This is a genomic window from Endozoicomonas gorgoniicola (assembly GCF_025562715.2).
Taxonomy (GTDB): domain Bacteria; phylum Pseudomonadota; class Gammaproteobacteria; order Pseudomonadales; family Endozoicomonadaceae; genus Endozoicomonas_A; species Endozoicomonas_A gorgoniicola.
Map to the genome: position 1 here is coordinate 2,688,408 of NZ_JAPFCC010000001.1, position 16,621 is coordinate 2,705,028.

General features: G+C 51.3%; 15 protein-coding genes. 5 read left to right on the forward strand and 10 right to left on the reverse strand.

Annotated features, from left to right (window positions below; genetic code table 11):
- Window positions 1-590: 590 nt before the first annotated feature.
- Window positions 591-3,692, forward strand: a complete 3,102-nt coding sequence (gene rne / locus NX722_RS12365; RefSeq protein ID WP_262568243.1) for a ribonuclease E — start codon at window positions 591-593, stop codon at window positions 3,690-3,692.
- 176 nt (window positions 3,693-3,868) lie between these two features.
- Here the strand turns inward: rne and murB are convergent, their stop codons facing one another.
- The 8 genes from murB to NX722_RS12405 form a co-directional block, all read right to left on the reverse strand.
- Entirely contained in the window at window positions 3,869-4,885 is a 1,017-nt protein-coding gene (gene murB, locus NX722_RS12370) for a UDP-N-acetylmuramate dehydrogenase (RefSeq protein WP_262568244.1), read from the reverse strand.
- Window positions 4,885-5,664, reverse strand: coding sequence for a 3-deoxy-manno-octulosonate cytidylyltransferase (gene kdsB, locus NX722_RS12375; protein ID WP_262568245.1), 780 nt, complete (start codon window positions 5,662-5,664; stop codon window positions 4,885-4,887). Before kdsB ends, murB begins: the two co-directional genes overlap by 1 nt.
- A gap of 42 nt (window positions 5,665-5,706) precedes the next feature.
- Window positions 5,707-5,919 (reverse strand): Trm112 family protein, encoded by a 213-nt coding sequence (locus NX722_RS12380; protein ID WP_262568246.1) that lies wholly within the window; start codon window positions 5,917-5,919, stop codon window positions 5,707-5,709.
- An 82-nt stretch (window positions 5,920-6,001) separates the two neighbouring features.
- The gene (gene lpxK, locus NX722_RS12385; protein ID WP_262568247.1) at window positions 6,002-7,078 is read right to left on the reverse strand and encodes a tetraacyldisaccharide 4'-kinase; all 1,077 of its coding nucleotides are present in this window, start codon (window positions 7,076-7,078) and stop codon (window positions 6,002-6,004) included.
- 11 nt (window positions 7,079-7,089) lie between these two features.
- A complete protein-coding gene (locus NX722_RS12390) occupies window positions 7,090-7,518 on the reverse strand; it encodes an ExbD/TolR family protein (RefSeq protein WP_262568248.1) in 429 nt (142 codons plus the stop codon).
- Window positions 7,518-8,150, reverse strand: a complete 633-nt coding sequence (locus NX722_RS12395) for a MotA/TolQ/ExbB proton channel family protein (RefSeq protein WP_262568249.1) — start codon at window positions 8,148-8,150, stop codon at window positions 7,518-7,520. Before NX722_RS12395 ends, NX722_RS12390 begins: the two co-directional genes overlap by 1 nt.
- A gap of 118 nt (window positions 8,151-8,268) precedes the next feature.
- On the reverse strand, window positions 8,269-9,144 hold the full coding sequence (locus NX722_RS12400) for a hypothetical protein (protein WP_262568250.1): 876 nt from the start codon (window positions 9,142-9,144) through the stop codon (window positions 8,269-8,271).
- Window positions 9,145-9,214: 70 nt separating this feature from the next.
- Window positions 9,215-11,566 carry a DNA internalization-related competence protein ComEC/Rec2 gene (locus NX722_RS12405; RefSeq protein WP_262568251.1) on the reverse strand — a complete coding sequence of 784 codons (2,352 nt, stop codon included), beginning with the start codon at window positions 11,564-11,566 and terminating at the stop codon, window positions 9,215-9,217.
- A 261-nt stretch (window positions 11,567-11,827) separates the two neighbouring features.
- On the opposite strand from NX722_RS12405, the gene NX722_RS12410 reads away from it, so the two are divergent.
- From NX722_RS12410 to NX722_RS12425, 4 genes are all read left to right on the forward strand, one after another.
- Entirely contained in the window at window positions 11,828-12,466 is a 639-nt protein-coding gene (locus tag NX722_RS12410) for a DUF2062 domain-containing protein (protein WP_322740926.1), read from the forward strand.
- Between the two features lie 19 nt (window positions 12,467-12,485).
- Entirely contained in the window at window positions 12,486-12,776 is a 291-nt protein-coding gene (locus NX722_RS12415; protein ID WP_262568252.1) for a hypothetical protein, read from the forward strand.
- Window positions 12,777-12,998: 222 nt separating this feature from the next.
- Window positions 12,999-13,634 carry a putative adhesin gene (locus NX722_RS12420; protein WP_262568253.1) on the forward strand — a complete coding sequence of 212 codons (636 nt, stop codon included), beginning with the start codon at window positions 12,999-13,001 and terminating at the stop codon, window positions 13,632-13,634.
- A 275-nt stretch (window positions 13,635-13,909) separates the two neighbouring features.
- Complete coding sequence (locus tag NX722_RS12425) at window positions 13,910-14,539, forward strand: putative adhesin (protein ID WP_262568254.1); 630 nt, start codon at window positions 13,910-13,912, stop codon at window positions 14,537-14,539.
- A gap of 18 nt (window positions 14,540-14,557) precedes the next feature.
- On the opposite strand, the gene NX722_RS12430 is transcribed toward NX722_RS12425, so the two are convergent.
- A complete protein-coding gene (locus NX722_RS12430; protein ID WP_262568255.1) occupies window positions 14,558-15,265 on the reverse strand; it encodes an ABC transporter ATP-binding protein in 708 nt (235 codons plus the stop codon).
- On the reverse strand, window positions 15,258-16,502 hold the full coding sequence (locus NX722_RS12435; protein ID WP_262568256.1) for a lipoprotein-releasing ABC transporter permease subunit: 1,245 nt from the start codon (window positions 16,500-16,502) through the stop codon (window positions 15,258-15,260). The genes NX722_RS12430 and NX722_RS12435 overlap by 8 nt, the downstream gene beginning before the upstream one ends.
- Window positions 16,503-16,621 lie beyond the last annotated feature (119 nt).

The window sequence follows — 16,621 nt, forward strand, 5'->3', positions numbered from 1 at the left end:
GCGCATAACCGAAAGGGCAGTTCGATTTACGAAACCCAGGCAAGACCAGAGCTAAAAATAGCGGTCGCCGACTCAGGACATCACGGAATCACCATAAAGCTTCCCCGATGCCGGGTCGATGAAATACTTGGGACAGAAGTTAAGCCATGAGCAGATAATTCGATTTCATCACTCCAGGTAATAAAATCGAATTTTCATGGTATAGAGCACGGCAAGAGCCGTGGATAACATAAACAGAGCTACTCTCTGTCGAGCAACGCCCCCTGATTCCGGGCGTGAGGAAGGTCCCGGGACTGTCAGCAATTATAATCGGCTTTATTTATTTTGAAACGCCGAGTCATTCCCCGGTAAGAATTCCATTCCTGCGCCCAGTACTTGCCTGAACCAAGCACTTCAGGAAGTACTAATGTGTCATATCGTTACCCTCACAGACCACAGAAGTGTTGTATGCTGGTCTGACGGTGTAAGTCTGATGGCAGTTAATAAAACCGGTTTACTCCGCATCGTGTTAAGCCCGAGTGACAAACCGGAAAAGAAAGAGCGGGCCGTTCCGGCACGAGAGGCTAGCCTCTAAACCGTATCGGTACTCTATGAAGAGAATGTTAATCAACGCAACTCAATCGGAAGAGTTGCGTGTTGCACTGGTAGACGGACAACGCCTGTATGATCTGGATATAGAATCAGGCGCCCGTGAGCAGAAAAAAGCCAACATCTACAAAGGCAAGATCACTCGTGTCGAGCCAAGCCTCGAAGCAGCTTTTGTTGACTTCGGCGCTGAACGTCATGGTTTCCTGCCCCTGAAAGAAATTTCACGGGAATATTTCAACTCATCCTATTCCGGTGGGCGTCCCAGCATTAAGGACGTCATCAAGGAAGGTCAGGAAGTCATTATCCAGGTGGATAAGGAAGAGCGCGGCAACAAAGGCGCGGCTCTGACCACACTGGTCAGCCTGGCTGGACGCTACCTGGTTCTGATGCCAAACAACCCCCGTGCCGGTGGCATTTCCCGTCGTATTGAAGGTGATGAACGAGCTGAGTTGCGTGAAACCCTGAGCCAGCTGAATATCCCTGCTGAAATGGGCGTCATTGTTCGCACCGCAGGCCTGGGTCGTAACCAGGAAGAACTGCAGTGGGATCTGGATTACCTGCTTCAGCTCTGGAGTTCCATCAAGGAGGCCGCCGAGCAGCCAGCCCCTCTGCTGATCTATCAGGAAAGCAACGTCATCATCCGTGCCATTCGCGACTACCTGCGTCAGGACATCGGCGAAGTACTGATCGACAAGCAGTCTGTCTATGACGAAGCCGTTACCTTCATCAAGCAGGTGATGCCGCAGTACGAGCATAAGATCAAGCTCTACAAAGACAGCATTCCACTGTTCAACCGCTTCCAGATCGAATCCCAGATTGAAACCGCCTTCCAGCGTGAAGTACGCCTGCCCTCCGGTGGCTCTATTGTTATCGATCCGACCGAAGCCCTGGTATCCATCGACATCAACTCTGCCCGGGCTACCCGTGGTGGCGATATCGAAGAAACGGCGCTGAACACCAACCTAGAAGCCGCTGACGAAATCGCCCGCCAACTGCGTCTGCGCGACATCGGCGGCCTGATCGTGATCGACTTTATCGACATGAGCCACAACCGCAACCAGCGCGAGGTTGAAAACCGTATCCGTCAGGCTCTGTCCATGGACCGCGCCAGAGTTCAGACTGGCCGCATCTCCCGCTTCGGCCTGCTGGAAATGTCCCGTCAGCGTCTGCGTCCATCCCTGGGTGAAACCAGTGGTGTTGTTTGCCCACGCTGCTCCGGACAAGGCACTATCCGGGATATCGAATCCCTGGCTCTGTCCATCCTGCGTCTGATGGAAGAAGAAGCCATGAAGGACAAGACCTCTGAAATCCGTGCCCAGGTGCCGGTATCAGTGGCTGCCTTCCTGCTGAACGAAAAACGTTCAATGATTGCCAAAATCGAGAAGCGTCACCAGGCTCGCGTTATTGTTATTCCAAACGCCAATCTGGACACTCCTCACTACGACGTTCAACGCCTGCGCGATGACCATGTTGCCGAACACGTTGAAAGCAGTTACGAGATTCTGGAAGCTGAAGACACGGTCGAACAGTCGGTCGCTACAGCCAAGCCTGCTCCCCGCCAGGAAGCAGCCGTCAAGACTGTTGCGCCTGCTCAACCAGCCCCTGTAAAGCAGGAAAAGCCCGGTCTGATCCGCTCTTTTGTTAAAGCCCTGGGCGGACTGTTTGGCGCTGAAGAAAGCACCGAAGAGCAGCCTAAGAAGACCCAGAGCCGTCAAAAGCCTCAGCCTTCTTCCCGTCCTCAGCGTGAACGCCAGCAGCCTCAGCAGCGCAGACAGCGCAGCAGTCGCGACCAGCAACGTGAAACCCGTGACAACCGTCGCGAACAGAGCGACGAACAACGCCAGAACCGTAACGAACGTCGTCGTGGCGGCCGTCAGGATCGTAGCGACTCTCGTTACGAGCAACGTGGCGACTCCCGCAGCGAGCAACGTAACGAGCAGGGCGACAACCGTCAGCAGCGCCAGCCTCGCCAGAGACAGGATCGTCAGGAAAGTCGCAGTCAGCGCCAGAAGCAGGAGCGCTTTGACCGCGAAGAACAGGTTTCCCGCAATGAAAGCCGGAGCGACGCCCATAAAGCCGATACTCTGAACCAGGAACCTGAACAACAGGGTGAAGACAACCGTCGCCGTCGCCGTCCGGGTTCTGCCCAGCGTCGTCGCAGCAACCGTCCGACTCAGCGTGACCGCAATGTACAGGATCAGCCAACGCTGCCATCCCTGTCCAAACCGCAGGAGTCCAAACCGCAGGAGTCCAGGCCACAAGAACCAAAAGCACAGGAAAAGCCAGCTGCAGCGCAGGAAGCCAAACCTGCTCCGGAAGCAAGAGCTGAGACACCAAAAGAGCGTAAGCCTGCGCCTCAGCCAGTAGCGAAAGCTGCTCCTGCAGACGCACAACCAGCTCCGAAAGCGCAACAGCCAAAACCTGAATTACAGATTCCGGCTGAAGCAGAAAAAACAGAGAAACCCATCATTGCCAAGCCTGCAGTCGAGGCAACTGACTCAGCAGAAAAAGCTGAACCTGCTGCAGACGTACGCAATGAAGCACCTGAATATGCTACTCGGGAACCACGTATGACTGAAATGGCCAAAGCGGTAGCGGCGAGCCATCAGCCTACGATCCCTGTTGAGACGGCTCCGGTTACTACTCCAGTAGAACTCACTCAGCCTGAAGCCCGGGCCGATCAGACTTTTGGTGATGCAGTAGAGCAGCTGCAAAATGCCCTGACTCAGCTGGCTGAAAAGCCTGAGGAAACCAGTGCAGACACCGCTCAGGTTGTAAAACCAGCTGCTGAAAAGCCAGCAGAATCTGCTGCCCAACAGCCTGTTGCTCAACAGCCTGCCGCTCAACAACCTGCCGCTCAACAAAAAGCTGCGAAGCCAGTGGTTCAGGAAACAGCTCCCGCTGCTGAAGAACAGGAAGCTGCTACAACAGCTCCTGACGTATCTGAACTTCAGGCACAGGTGGAAAGCACCTCTGAAAATCAGAGACCAGCTCGCCGTCGTCGCCGCAGTCGTGCCATGAACGACCCTCGACTGAAGCGGCAGCAGGCTGGACAAACCAAGGAAAGCAACCAGTCTGACTCCCAGACAGAAGCTTCCCGGTAAGCCTCTGTCAATTTGAAACAAAAAGGGCGTACCATTTTCGGTACGCCCTTTTGCTATAAACAACCATTAATACGCTAAAAGTTCGCCAGAAGCGCATCATTCAGCCGGTAAATATCTTCACGAAAACGCACCCGACCATTTTTTTCTGGCCAAGGGCAGACTTTCAGCACTAACGATTAATAAACCCTCGGTTCCATTTCCAGAGCCACACCAAACACCGCCTTCACCTTTTGCTGAATGACGCCAGCCAGATGAAGCAGTTCATCGGGCTCAGCACCACCATGATTCACCAGCACCAACGCCTGATACTGATAGGTACCGACACACCCTTCGCGGTAACCTCGCAAACCTGCCTTATCGATGAGCCAGCCAGCAGCCAGTTTCCACTGTTCATCAAAGGGGAAGGCAACCAGATCAGGAAACTCTGCTCTCAGCCGTTTAACAACATCAGCGTTCACGACCGGATTTTTAAAAAAACTACCGGCATTACCCAGAACATTTGGATCAGGCAGTTTCTGCATACGCACGTCAGCAACCGCTTCACTGATCTCCATACCCGTTGGCGACCGATGACCGCAGCGCTGCGCCAGCTCCTGCTGCAACTGTCCATAGCCAAGCTTTGGCTGCAAACCGGGAGACAGACGAAAGTTCACGGATGTGATGATAAACTGGTCGCGCAAGGCATGTTTAAACACGGAATCCCGATAGCCAAACTGACACTCTTTCAGAAAAAAACGACGAAGTTCACCCGAGTGAATCTCAACCGCTTCGAGGCTTTCAAAAGAGTCTTTCAGCTCAACACCATAAGCCCCAATATTCTGAATAGGTGCCGCCCCGACATGGCCGGGAATCAGCGACAGATTTTCCAGCCCATAAGCCTGTTCAGCCAGAGTCCAGCGCACCAGCTCATGCCAGTTTTCACCAGCTCCGGCCCGAACCATGACGGCTTCATCTGAACGCTCAAGCACGGAACGTTCCCGCAGGTTAACAGCGATCACCAGGGCTTCAACATCACCACTTAAAACCAGGTTGCTTCCCCCACCCAGCGGGACGATGTCCAGCTTCTGCTTCCGGGCAAAGCCCAATGCCTCCTGCAGTTGTTCAACTGAGGTAACTTCTACAAAATAACGGGCTGAAACCTGAAAACCGAAAGTGTTTCGGCTTTTCAGGGAATAATTTTCAACAATATTCATCAAGACATCATTTCGACAATACGACGAACCACTGCCAGATCCTGCTCAGTATCGACCCCATGTGGCGGTGTTTCCAGAGCATCTGCCACATGAATCCGATGACCATTCCATAACAGTCTCAGCTGTTCAAGAGATTCCAGTTGCTCAAACGGGCTTTGCGGCCACTGAACGTACTGGTTAAGCAGGTTCACGCGATAAGCGTAAATACCAATATGCCGTCGAAAGCCATCAATATCCGGCAACGAGTCAGAGTTTGCCGCGAAACTGTCGCGAGCCCACGGCATTGGTGCGCGACTGAAGTACAGGGCATTACCGTCTTTATCAGACACCACCTTGACCACTGCCGGGTTAAACAAGTCGTCACGCTGGCGGATCGGTTCTGCCAGTGTCGCTGCGCCTGCGTGCGGGTTATCCATCAGATTTTCCGCCACCTGGTCAATGACGGTTGCCGGAATCAGTGGTTCATCCCCCTGCACATTAACAATCACCTCGTTGTCAGACATCTCATACAAACGTGCGACTTCCTGCAAGCGGTCTGTTCCTGAAGGATGACCAGACAACGTCATGCACACTTCAGCACCAAATTTTTTCGCCGCCTTGAAAATACGCTCATCGTCGGTCGCAATAATAATTCTTTGAGCACGACTCTCACTGGCTCGTTCATAAACATGTTGAACCATTGGCTTGCCATCAATATCAGCCAGAGGCTTACCCGGTAAACGGCTGGAGCCAAAACGGGCGGGAATAACCACTGTAAAAGGGCGGACTGTTTCAGTCATGGAACCATCTTTCTTTCAATTTTTTACTACTTACTGTGAAAATCAGCGCACTGATTGACTGCTGCCTTTGCTTTCATCAAGGCGTTCACCGCTGGTCAGGGTACGCGCCTCACCCTCCAGCATAACCGGGATACCATCCCGAATCGGGAATGCCATGCCACAGGGGCGACAAATCAACTCAGCCGAATCTTTTGCATGTTTTAATTCACCCTTGCACTGTGGGCAGGCAAGAATCTCAAACAACTTTTTATCCATAATACTTATCCATAATACTTATCCGTGATATTGATCCATGACTTTGCTACGACCACTGTAGGGCAGCCTATTCCCGGTCAGGCTACCAGGAGCCTGTCGGAATTACCTTCGACACAGAATCCGGCCCTTTGGTTTCAACCAGATGAATGATTTTATTCAGCACCGTTTCCGGAATATGCGCCTGCACCGGCAAATACCAGGCATTTGATCCGGCAAAGCTCCGGCATTTTACTGCATCTTTGGCAGTCATCAGAACCGGCAAATCGTCATGAAAGACAATATCCTCCGGGGCAAACGGGTGATGATCCGGAAAAGCATGAGGAATCACGCTGAAACCCAGGGACTCAAGCGTCTGGAAAAACCGCTCAGGGTTCCCGATTCCCGCTACAGCATGAACCGTCCCGGCTTCAGGCGGAGCGCAATCCGAACAGCCAACTGGTAAAAGGTCATCGGTTTCCAGATAGATGCAGTCAAAATCTACCGGCAGATCACCGGCTGGACGACCGTTAACCAGTACCTGATCCACAGCCTGCAGCCGTTCCGGCGGTTCCCGCAAGGGGCCGGCGGGCAGACACAAACCATTGCCCAGCATGCGCTGACCGTCAATCACCACAATCTCAACATGACGCTGCAAACGGTAGTGTTGCAGACCGTCATCGGTAATGATCAGGTTACAGCCACAGTTTTCAACCAGCGCTTTGGCAGCGGAGACACGATCCGGGTCGACCATCACCGGTATGCGCAACTGTTGTGCCAGCATAACGGGTTCATCTCCGGCGATGGCTGGATTGGTGTCTGGTGTAACCCGCAATGGCAGATCCTGAGTATCGGCTCCAAAACCACGACTGGCGATGCCCGGATGATAGCCTTTTTGCTGCAATGATCTAACCAGAGCTGCAACGACCGGCGTTTTACCCGTACCCCCCACCGACAGATTGCCAACCACCACCACAGGCACCGGTGGTTGCCAGCGATCTGAGCGAATAATTTTCCAGCAACGTCGATGCGCCAGCCACTTGAACAGAGCCGTGAAAGGTAATAACAGCAGAGTCCAGCGTCCGGAACCATACCAGCAGTTCAACACCGAGTCGTTGAAACGGTCACGCCATGATTTTGCAGAAGTTTTCGGAGAAACGGTAGACATCTTGTTACTCGACATCAGGGAGCTTATCACTCCCTGTCAGAATCAGCCGGTTTTCGGGTGGTCATGCTCAGGTTGGCAAAGCCCAGCTGACCGGCTGCGTCCATGGCCGTCACCACAGACTGGTAGGGGGTGTTAGCGTCGGCGGTGATCACCAGTGGCAGAGTACTGTCACCATCGCTCACTTTACCCAGGGCGGTTTTAAGAGTTTCCAGACGACTGTTCACCAGACTATTACCGTTTACGGAAAAATCACCGTCTTTACCGATCACAATCTCGACCTGCTTACGGACCTGTTCCTGCACTTCTCCGCTGGCTTCCGGCAAATCAATCGCCAACCGGGTTTCACGGGTAAAGGTGGTCGACACCATAAAAAAAATCAACAGCAGGAACACCACATCAATCAGCGGTGTCAGGTTGACCGACACCTCTTCCTGGGTCTGGCGACGAAACTTCATCACTTACCCTCGCTGCGGTCTTTCAGCTTGCGTTCACCCTGCAGAACTTCAACCAGCTTGGTAGCCTCCTGCTCCATGGCCACCACCAGTTCATCAACACGGCGCACAAAATAACGATGAAAAATAACCGAGGGAATAGCAACGCTCAACCCCGCTGCCGTGGTAATCAGCGCCTTGGAGATACCGCCCGCCAGAACACCTGCATTGCCCGTGCCTTCCAGCATGATGACTGTAAAGACATCAATCATGCCAATTACTGTACCCAGAAGACCCAGCAGTGGCGCGATAGCAGCAATAGTACCCAGCGTGTTCAGGTAACGTTCCAGCTCGTGAATCACCCGCCCGGCCTGTTCATCAATGCTCTCTTTCATGATGTCACGACCATAACGGGCATTGGTGATACCGGCTGCCAGAATCTCCCCAAGCGGTGAACTTTCACGCAGACTGGCGACCTTCTTGCTATCCAGATCGTTGCTTTTGATCCATTTCCATACCTGGGACAGAGTGTTACGAGGTGCGATACGGGAAGGCCTGAGCGTCCACAGGCGCTCAAATACGATAGCCATGGCAATAATAGAGCAAAGTATGATCGGCAGCATTAACCAACCGCCGGATTTCACCAGTTCGAACACTGTTTATTCCCTTTATCTGTGATCTGAGAACTTTAACACAGCACAAGGTCCGGGGTTAACTACCACAACATTCACTTTGCCGATATTGACACTCCGTATGCCCTGAAGGGCTGGGTGCTTATTGCACACCGGCGCCTGATATTCCCAACGGTACGGCTTCACCTATTGCCCCGGGTGCCCCGGGTAGCAAATTTTCCAGCTGGCCAAATTGAGCAGAAAACGGGGTTCGCTGTTGAAGAACTTCTGCAGGCAACCCGTTTCGATCAACCACCCCCACAACATTTAAAACAAGCGTCTCCTCCCCTCTCTGGCTGACCTGAACATTGAGATTAGAATCGAATCTGCGGTTACTCGAATGCAACTCTAAATCCATAAAGCCGACAGCATCGCTAAATTGTCTTGGCAAAATGATGAAGCGAAGTAGATGAGCATGATTCATATGATTAAAAAAATAATGCAATAAACGATTGTCTGAAGTGGACGTTGAATCAAGAAAACTATCCCAGGGAGCTGACCCAGCTGAATGTAAAGTTGTCTCTGCCTGTATCCGTGAGCCTGATGATGCCCGCATACTCAATTCTGCATTACCATCGCCATGAATGGTTACAGCAAAAGAACGATACCCTAAGTTATGATGGGTAAGAATCAGGGCTTGCAATAAACTGTGAATAGAGTTTTCTCTGATACTGTCAGGAAACGTGGGTGCCCAAAAATGAACCGAAAACCAGTTAAGCAACGACTGGAAGGCCGATGCCGAAACCTGATCTGAAGTGTCAGGCTCCAGGTTATATTGAACGAGCTGCCCATTGGCTGGAGACACTGCCCGAATGTCATAACTCGTCCCCGGAGAATACGGCTCCTGCCGCTTAGTGATTTCCAGTAATGACATGCCGTTCAGCTGAATAATGAATTGCTGAAAATTGACGGCTCGAGCCGAAGGAAAAAAGAAAAGAACCATTGAAAATAAAATAATATGGGCAATGCGTTTTTTCACTGATTATTCCTTTTGCACGAATAAGTAATTACCGCAAATAAAATAGGAGATAATGTCAGGAATGCAAAAATCACAGCAGTGGTCGCTGCCAGTAATGACTGCGCCGCTGTCGCCAGGGTCGTAGATCGACCGGCAAGCCCAGGGTAAATTCAAGTGTCCCACCTGTCGCCGTGTTGAAAACATCGGTTTCCAGAGCCTCCAGACGGTCAAGCACTTCAGCCGAAGGGTGACCAAACCGGTTCAGGTATCCCGCCGAGATTAATGTCACTTCAGGCTGAACGGCATTCAGAAAAGCTGACGACCCTGAATATCGACTACCGTGATGGGGCAGTAGCAGGTAGTCTGACTTCAGAACCTTCGAACCTTTCAGCAACGCTTTTTCAACCCGCCAACTGATATCACCGGTCAGTAGTAATGACTGCCCGTTCGCCGTTACTTTCAGAACACATGAACGATCGTTCGTCATGGTCTGCGAGCCACTGCCTGCAAGAAATTCAAAACGAACCTGATCCCATTCCCAGAACACGCCCGGCTCACAGGGGTGTATATAGCCTGAATAATCTGCTACACCAGAACCCGCCCAGACACTACTGACATGAACGGATGACATCAGACTATCAAGACCACCAGCATGATCCCGGTCTCCGTGGGAAATCACTACCCGTTCCAAACTGCTGATCTTCTGCTGCCTGAGATAAGGCACCACAACACGTTCAGCCATTGAGTAACGAGGCGAGACCGCATCGCCGGTATCGTAAAGCAAACTGTGCGAATGGGTACGAATCAACACCGACAACCCCTGCCCCACATCCAGCACCGCTATCTCCGCCAGCCCGGGCTCTGGCGTTTTCTGTTTGGGTAACAGCCACGGCAGGAGCAGAACCGGCACCAGTCGAATAAAAACAAACGCCCTGGGCGCCAGCAGAATAAAAACCGCCAGCAAGGCAAAGCTAACGCCAACCATTCCCACATCGTGACGTTCAACCACCAGGCTTTTGAACATCGGTTGATCCAGCCAGCCAAGACCCAGCAAAAAATACGACATCAGTCGATCAAGCAGTACCAGCAGCCACTGAAATAACGTCAGGGAGAACAGACTCAATAACAGTGCAAAGAGTGCCACTGGTACCATCAGACCAGCTATAAGAGGAATAGCAATGAGGTTGATGACAGGCGACAACAGGCTCACACCCTGACCATTAAACTGCAACAGCGGAAACAGCAACAGAAAAACAAGCCACTGAGGATGCCCCCAGCGCTGCCAGTGTTCATTCATGCCCAGACGCCCGACAAACCCATAAAGCAAAACAGCAACAGCTGAAAATGAGTACCAGAAACCGGCACTGGTCATCGCCAGCGGATCAATCGTCAGCACCAGAGCCAGTGCCAGAAGATAGAGTGTTGAAGGCTTTGCCCGGATACCGAGCAATGGTCCCGACAAAGCCATTCCGGTCATCACCAGCGCCCGCTGAACCGGAACGGTAAACCCTGCAAGAATGGCGTATGAGAACGCCATTAACAAAGCAATAACAGACGCAATAACCGGCACTGGCACCCGATTGAGTGGCAACAACCCTAACCGCCCCAGCATTAGTGTCAGCCAGAACCCAAGCCCTGCCACAAGCCCGATATGTAACCCTGAAATCACCATCAGGTGCGTTGTACCGGTCTGGTTTAACTGCTGCCACTGGTCAGGCGAAACACCTGATTTGTCCCCGGTCATCAGGGCAATCAGCAAACCGGATGAATCACCCGGCAACAATGATTTAACCTTTATGGCGATACTCTGTCGTAACCGGTCCCGCCAGTCTGCCAGAGAAAACCCTCCCTCTCCCAGCCATATACCTGAAACCACGTAACCGGTCGCCTGTATGCCCTCTCTGGCTGCCCATGCCTGCATGTCGAACGCGCCCGGACTGCTGTTTCCCAATGGAGGTTTTAACTTAACCGTCAGCAGCCACTGATCACCGGGCTGCAGCTCTGGCCCTCCGTACCAGCTCAGCCGAAGCTGTTTAAGCGATTGCCCTTTAAACAATGCCCCCTGACCAGGCAGTACTGAAGCGTTAAAGCGTTGAAAGTCTCCCAGGTCTGACGACAAACCCTGAACCTTCACCTTCATTGTCAGCACCTGCCCAAACAGGTCATCTTCCACCCAGTGACTCTGGGTATTGACGGCATGAAAGAAACCAGCAGAAAGCCCCAGCAGATAAAACACCGCAGGAATTCTCAGCCGGGAACAACCCACACAAAGTGGTATCAATGGCAACAGCAAGACGCCGATAACCTTCAGACAGAGGGAGAATGACTGCCCCAGGCACTGGGTCACAAGAGCAATGGCAGCAATATACGTAAAAACACAGCTGCCCAGATGGATAGAGTGTTTGTTATTTTCAAGGCATAATAGACGGGTTTTGTGTATCACAATTGTTGAGTGCAGCCAGTGTATGCAAAACCATTGACTGGTATTTAAACCGATGGCTGGTCACTAATACCAGAGCCAGTTTAGCAAGCTCTGAGGCCAACCATCAGAAGGATAAAGACATCGCAAGACAGGATAGTCGTTAACCGGCCAGTCAATCAGTCTATTGTTTGAAACCGACAGTATTGCTCGTCCCAAGGAACCTGAACAGGCTTTAATATTGGATGATGTACTTTAGCGGGGAACATCTACACTGTGTTGGCAATGCTTAAAAACACAGAAGACTGCCTGATCATAAACCCATGCGCCCACCATGAAAAAATGTTCCTTTTTCATGGTGGGCAGGCCGCAAGAGAGACCGTTAGGGACATGGTAAAAAAACTGATACAGCGCTATCTTCCAGACCCGAAAACCATTACAGAAAACCGCTACCTGGCTTTTCTGGGTAAAGCCCTGCACAACCCAAACCTGTGGCACCTGAATCGTCGCTCAGTCGCCAGTGCTTTTTTCGTTGGAGTCTTTACTGCTTTTATCCCGATTCCGTTTCAGATGGTCGTGGCAGCCACCCTGGCAGTGATCTTTCGCTGCAACCTGCCACTGTCTGTTGCACTGGTCTGGATTACCAATCCACTGACCATGCCCGCCATTTTCTATTTTACCTATAACGTTGGTTGTTATATCCTCCAAGTTCCTGTCAGCGAGACCTCCTTTGAGCTGACGATTCACGGGATTGGGGTTGAACTGGTACGGGTATGGAAGCCTTTATTTGTGGGTTCCATAGTGACCGGAATAGTGAGTGGCGCACTTTGCTACATCCTGATCCGCCTGTACTGGCGCTGGCATGTCACTCACAACTGGCAGCAGCGCCGAAACCGTAAACGTCCACCCCGTTCATCCGATTAACAGCAATTCGATTACAGTCATGCAAAGAAGCTTCCAAAAGCGCAAGCCCAAGCTGGAAGGCCGCGGCGTTCTTGAAACAATCATCACCGACGGCCCACACAGCGACTGGCTGGGCATGCCAGATTATTACATTCACACTCTGATCGTTGCAGGGGAAGAATACAAATACCTGGCAGCTGAGAAAACACTCGATGTCAGCGAAGGCGACACCGTAGTGTTCCGTTACAAGGAACAGGGCAAGGAAAAGCGTATCGACAAACGTTCCCTGGGAATTTACATTGACCCGGCTCAGTACATGCAGGACGTCTGAAAAAAACACTCTGTGCAAGCGATGGCGTTGGCATCGCGGCACAACTCTTCATCTCATCCATTAGAGAATGAGTCACCGCCTCCTCAATGGCCGTGACTCAAAATCGTCTGGTTAAATATTTAAAATAAGCAACTGGTCTACTTGTATAATTGACAATGCTTGACGCCCAACATCCTACAAACTTTTTATTTATAGTAACAATGAACCCGATTTATAGTAACAATGAACCCGATCAATAAACCCAGGCTGCATGCCCCAATTCACAAGACATTGATAGCCGGCAAGTTTAATCTGTTTACCTCTGACACCCATGGTGACAACGTCCAGAACCTGCTTATTCTGGCCCATAGCATCCCAGTACAATCCTACAGCATAAGCGGCGTTTTCAGACGTATCATCGGGACTCACAGCTTTTCGGTTCCCGGGTGGACAACTCTGATTTTTTACGCACCGCACGGCTACGTCCTCAAAACTCCAAATATTGAGAACTTCATGATGGGTCTCTTTCCACCACTGGAGTCCGCAATGCCGGGAGAAACCGTCATTAACTATGGGCTGCGCTACAAAAATACTCAGTACCCGCTGGCCAACGATGCGATGATGCAAATATACTTCGAGACCAGCAGGTTTAGTCCATTCTGCCCGTACTTCAGTCAACACCCGTTTCGGATTTTTGACGTTATCACAACGCAGCCGTCCGATCCGGAAGGCTCATGTCTCAGTGAACTTATCGAAACACTTTACCGAACAAACCATACCTATCCAAGAATCCACTGCATATTTTGTCGCAATGAATATGGGGGCAAAAAGCGCATTTACGAACCCGGCTACCATAATCCGCCATTCAGTCAGCCATAGAAAAAAAGTGCCTGACAGTGCTGAGAGCAGGCTTATGCTTCACCCTGTGTGACATTCCCAACAGTTCCAGCATCTGCTCTGACTGCTGTCGCACCGTTTTCAAAGGCATACCCCTGCGTAGCCATTGCTCGCGCATCGCAATGAACCCAAAATAGTCCGGTTAAAAATTCTTAACCAATACCCGCATCTGTTTCTACACTTTTCAGACGGTCTCTCAGACAATCAAAGTTTTTTTACGAAAAGTGAACTCTCCAGATTCTCCCCCACCCTCCACGATGCACAAAACAGTGCTAGGTGGAAAATTCACCCTGTTTACCTGCGACAAACACGGCAGCAATGTCCAGAACCTGATTCTTTTAGCACACTCCTCCATATATCATCCCTGGAGTAAGAGCGGCATTTTAAGACGTATAGCTGGAACTCACAGCTTTACGATTCCCATCTGGACAACTCTTTATTTTTACACGCCACACGGCTATGACCTCATGATGCCTAAATACGATGAAAGCGAAATTTACAATATTGATGGCTTCATGCTGGGTGAATTCCCTCCTTTGGAAGCCATACTGCCAGGAGAAACCGTGCCGGATTATTCTCTGGTACATGAGCTCCCATTTCCCAGCGACGAGCATATATATCAATATCTCAATACCTCCAGGTTCAACCCTGGTTGCTCCTATTTCGATCAGCACCCATTTCGGATTTATGACATTATCATCCCGACATCCGATGCGCTGGTATGCACATGTCTGAAAGAATTAATTTATACACTTTATGTAACAGGTCATGTCTATCCGAGAATTCATTGCCTGTTTTGTCGTTATGTGTTGGGGGCGGAGATTAAGCCATACGTACCAGGCTACGACAACCCTCCCTTTAGCCAGTCACAGAACACTGCGAGTTAAGGACTGACCATTCCAGATCTAACTCAACACCAGAGTGCCATCTGTAAGCAGGTAGGTTTTATCCATCTGCTCTGCAAAGGCCATATCATGGGTCACCACAATAAAACTCGTGGTCAGCTCTCTGGATAAATCAGCCATCAGCTCATGAACCCTGGCAGCGGTATTCGGATCCAGATTGCCGGTCGGTTCATCCATAAACACCAGGTCAGGTCGGGTCACCAGCGCCCGGGCAATCGCCACACGCTGTCGTTCACCACCCGATAATTCAGCTGGCTTATGCTTCACCCTGTGTGACATTCCCACCAGTTCCAGCATCTGCTCTGACTGCTGTCGCACCGTTTTCAAAGACATCCCCCTGCGTAATAACAACGGCATGGAAACGTTCTCCAGTGCAGTAAATTCCGGCAACAGATGATGAAACTGATAGACAAAACCCAGATGCTGGTTACGCAGGCGGTTCTGCTCACGGTCTTTCATATGTGCCAGATTATGCTCACAGACCAGCACCTCGCCGGAACTGGGCTTATCCAGCCCTGCCAGCAGCTGCAGTAGAGTCGTTTTGCCGGAACCGGAAGCCCCTACGATGGCGATACGCTCAGAAGGTGCAACAAAAAGATTAACATCCTTCAGAACCTTCAGCTCCTGTGGCCCTTCATCAAAACTCTTTGCCAGAGCCGTACATTTTAAAACGTCGCTTCTCTGTTCACTCACAGCCTGTTCAGTCATAACGTAGCGCCTCCGCCGGTTGAGTTTTGGAAGCACGCCAGGCCGGGTACAGAGTCGCCAGGAAACTCATCAACAAACCCGTCACACTGATCACAGTGACATCCTGCCATTTAAGTTCAGAAGGGAGATAGGAAATGAAATAGACATCCGGGCTCAGGAAGCGAATACTCAGCACCTGCTCAATGGTTGACACAATACCAGCCACATTCAAAGCCGCAATCACACCCAGTACCACACCCAGTACCGTACCAATGATACCGATCAGGGAACCCTGCACCATGAAGATACCCATAATGGTTCTCGGGCTGGCACCCAGTGTCCGCAGGATAGCAATATCAGACTGCTTATCCGTCACCACCATGACCAGGGTAGAAACAATATTAAACGCAGCCACGGCAACAATCAGGGTCAGAAGCAAACCGACCATGGTTTTTTCCATCTGGATGGCTTGGAACAAACGCCCCTGGGTACGGGTCCAGTCCTGCACAAAATAACGCCCGGGCAGTGTCATCGCCAGATCCCAGGCAATAGCCGGAGCCCGGAACAAGTCGTGCATTTTCAGGCGAATACCTTCTACGCCTTCTGGCACCTGCAAAAAACGAGCGGCATCCTGAATATTGATATAGGAAAGACTGCCGTCCAGATCAGCCCCGACAGAGAACAACCCGACCACGGTAAAACGTCGCATCCTGGGGAACACGCCTGCCAGATTCACATTGGCTTCCGGCAGCACCATCGTCACTTTATCGCCCAGTGTCACACCGAGATACTGGGCAGACAGCTCACCCAGAACAATCCCGAACTCCCCCGGTTTCAGATCATCCAGTGACCCCTGAACCATGTGGTCATTGATGATAGACACCTGCTTCTCATACTCAGGCTCAATGCCATAGACCATGGCACCACGAACAATAGACCCGTTCGCCAGCATGCCCTGACCATCAATAAACGGTGCGGCGGCTTCCACTCCGTCGAATTCAACAGCCCGCTCCAGCACCTCCTGCCACTCTGACATGCCCCCGCTGACTGCGGTAATAGAAGCGTGGGGAACCATACCCAGAATTCGGGTGCGCAGTTCCCGGTCAAAGCCGTTCATCACCGACATAACGATAATCAGCACACACACACCGAGCGTCAGCCCGATCATCGACATCAATGAAATAAAGGAAATAAAATGATTTCGCCGCTTGGCTCGCGTATACCGCAAACCAATGAAAAAGGGTAAGGGTCTGAACATTCAATCCGGGTCCAGTGACGACCAGTCTTTTCGCAAACAAAGGCCAGCCAAATTAATTGTAAGGAAGTTCGCCATTATAACCTGAAAATGACAATTGCCGTGACTCCCCGCCCATGAAA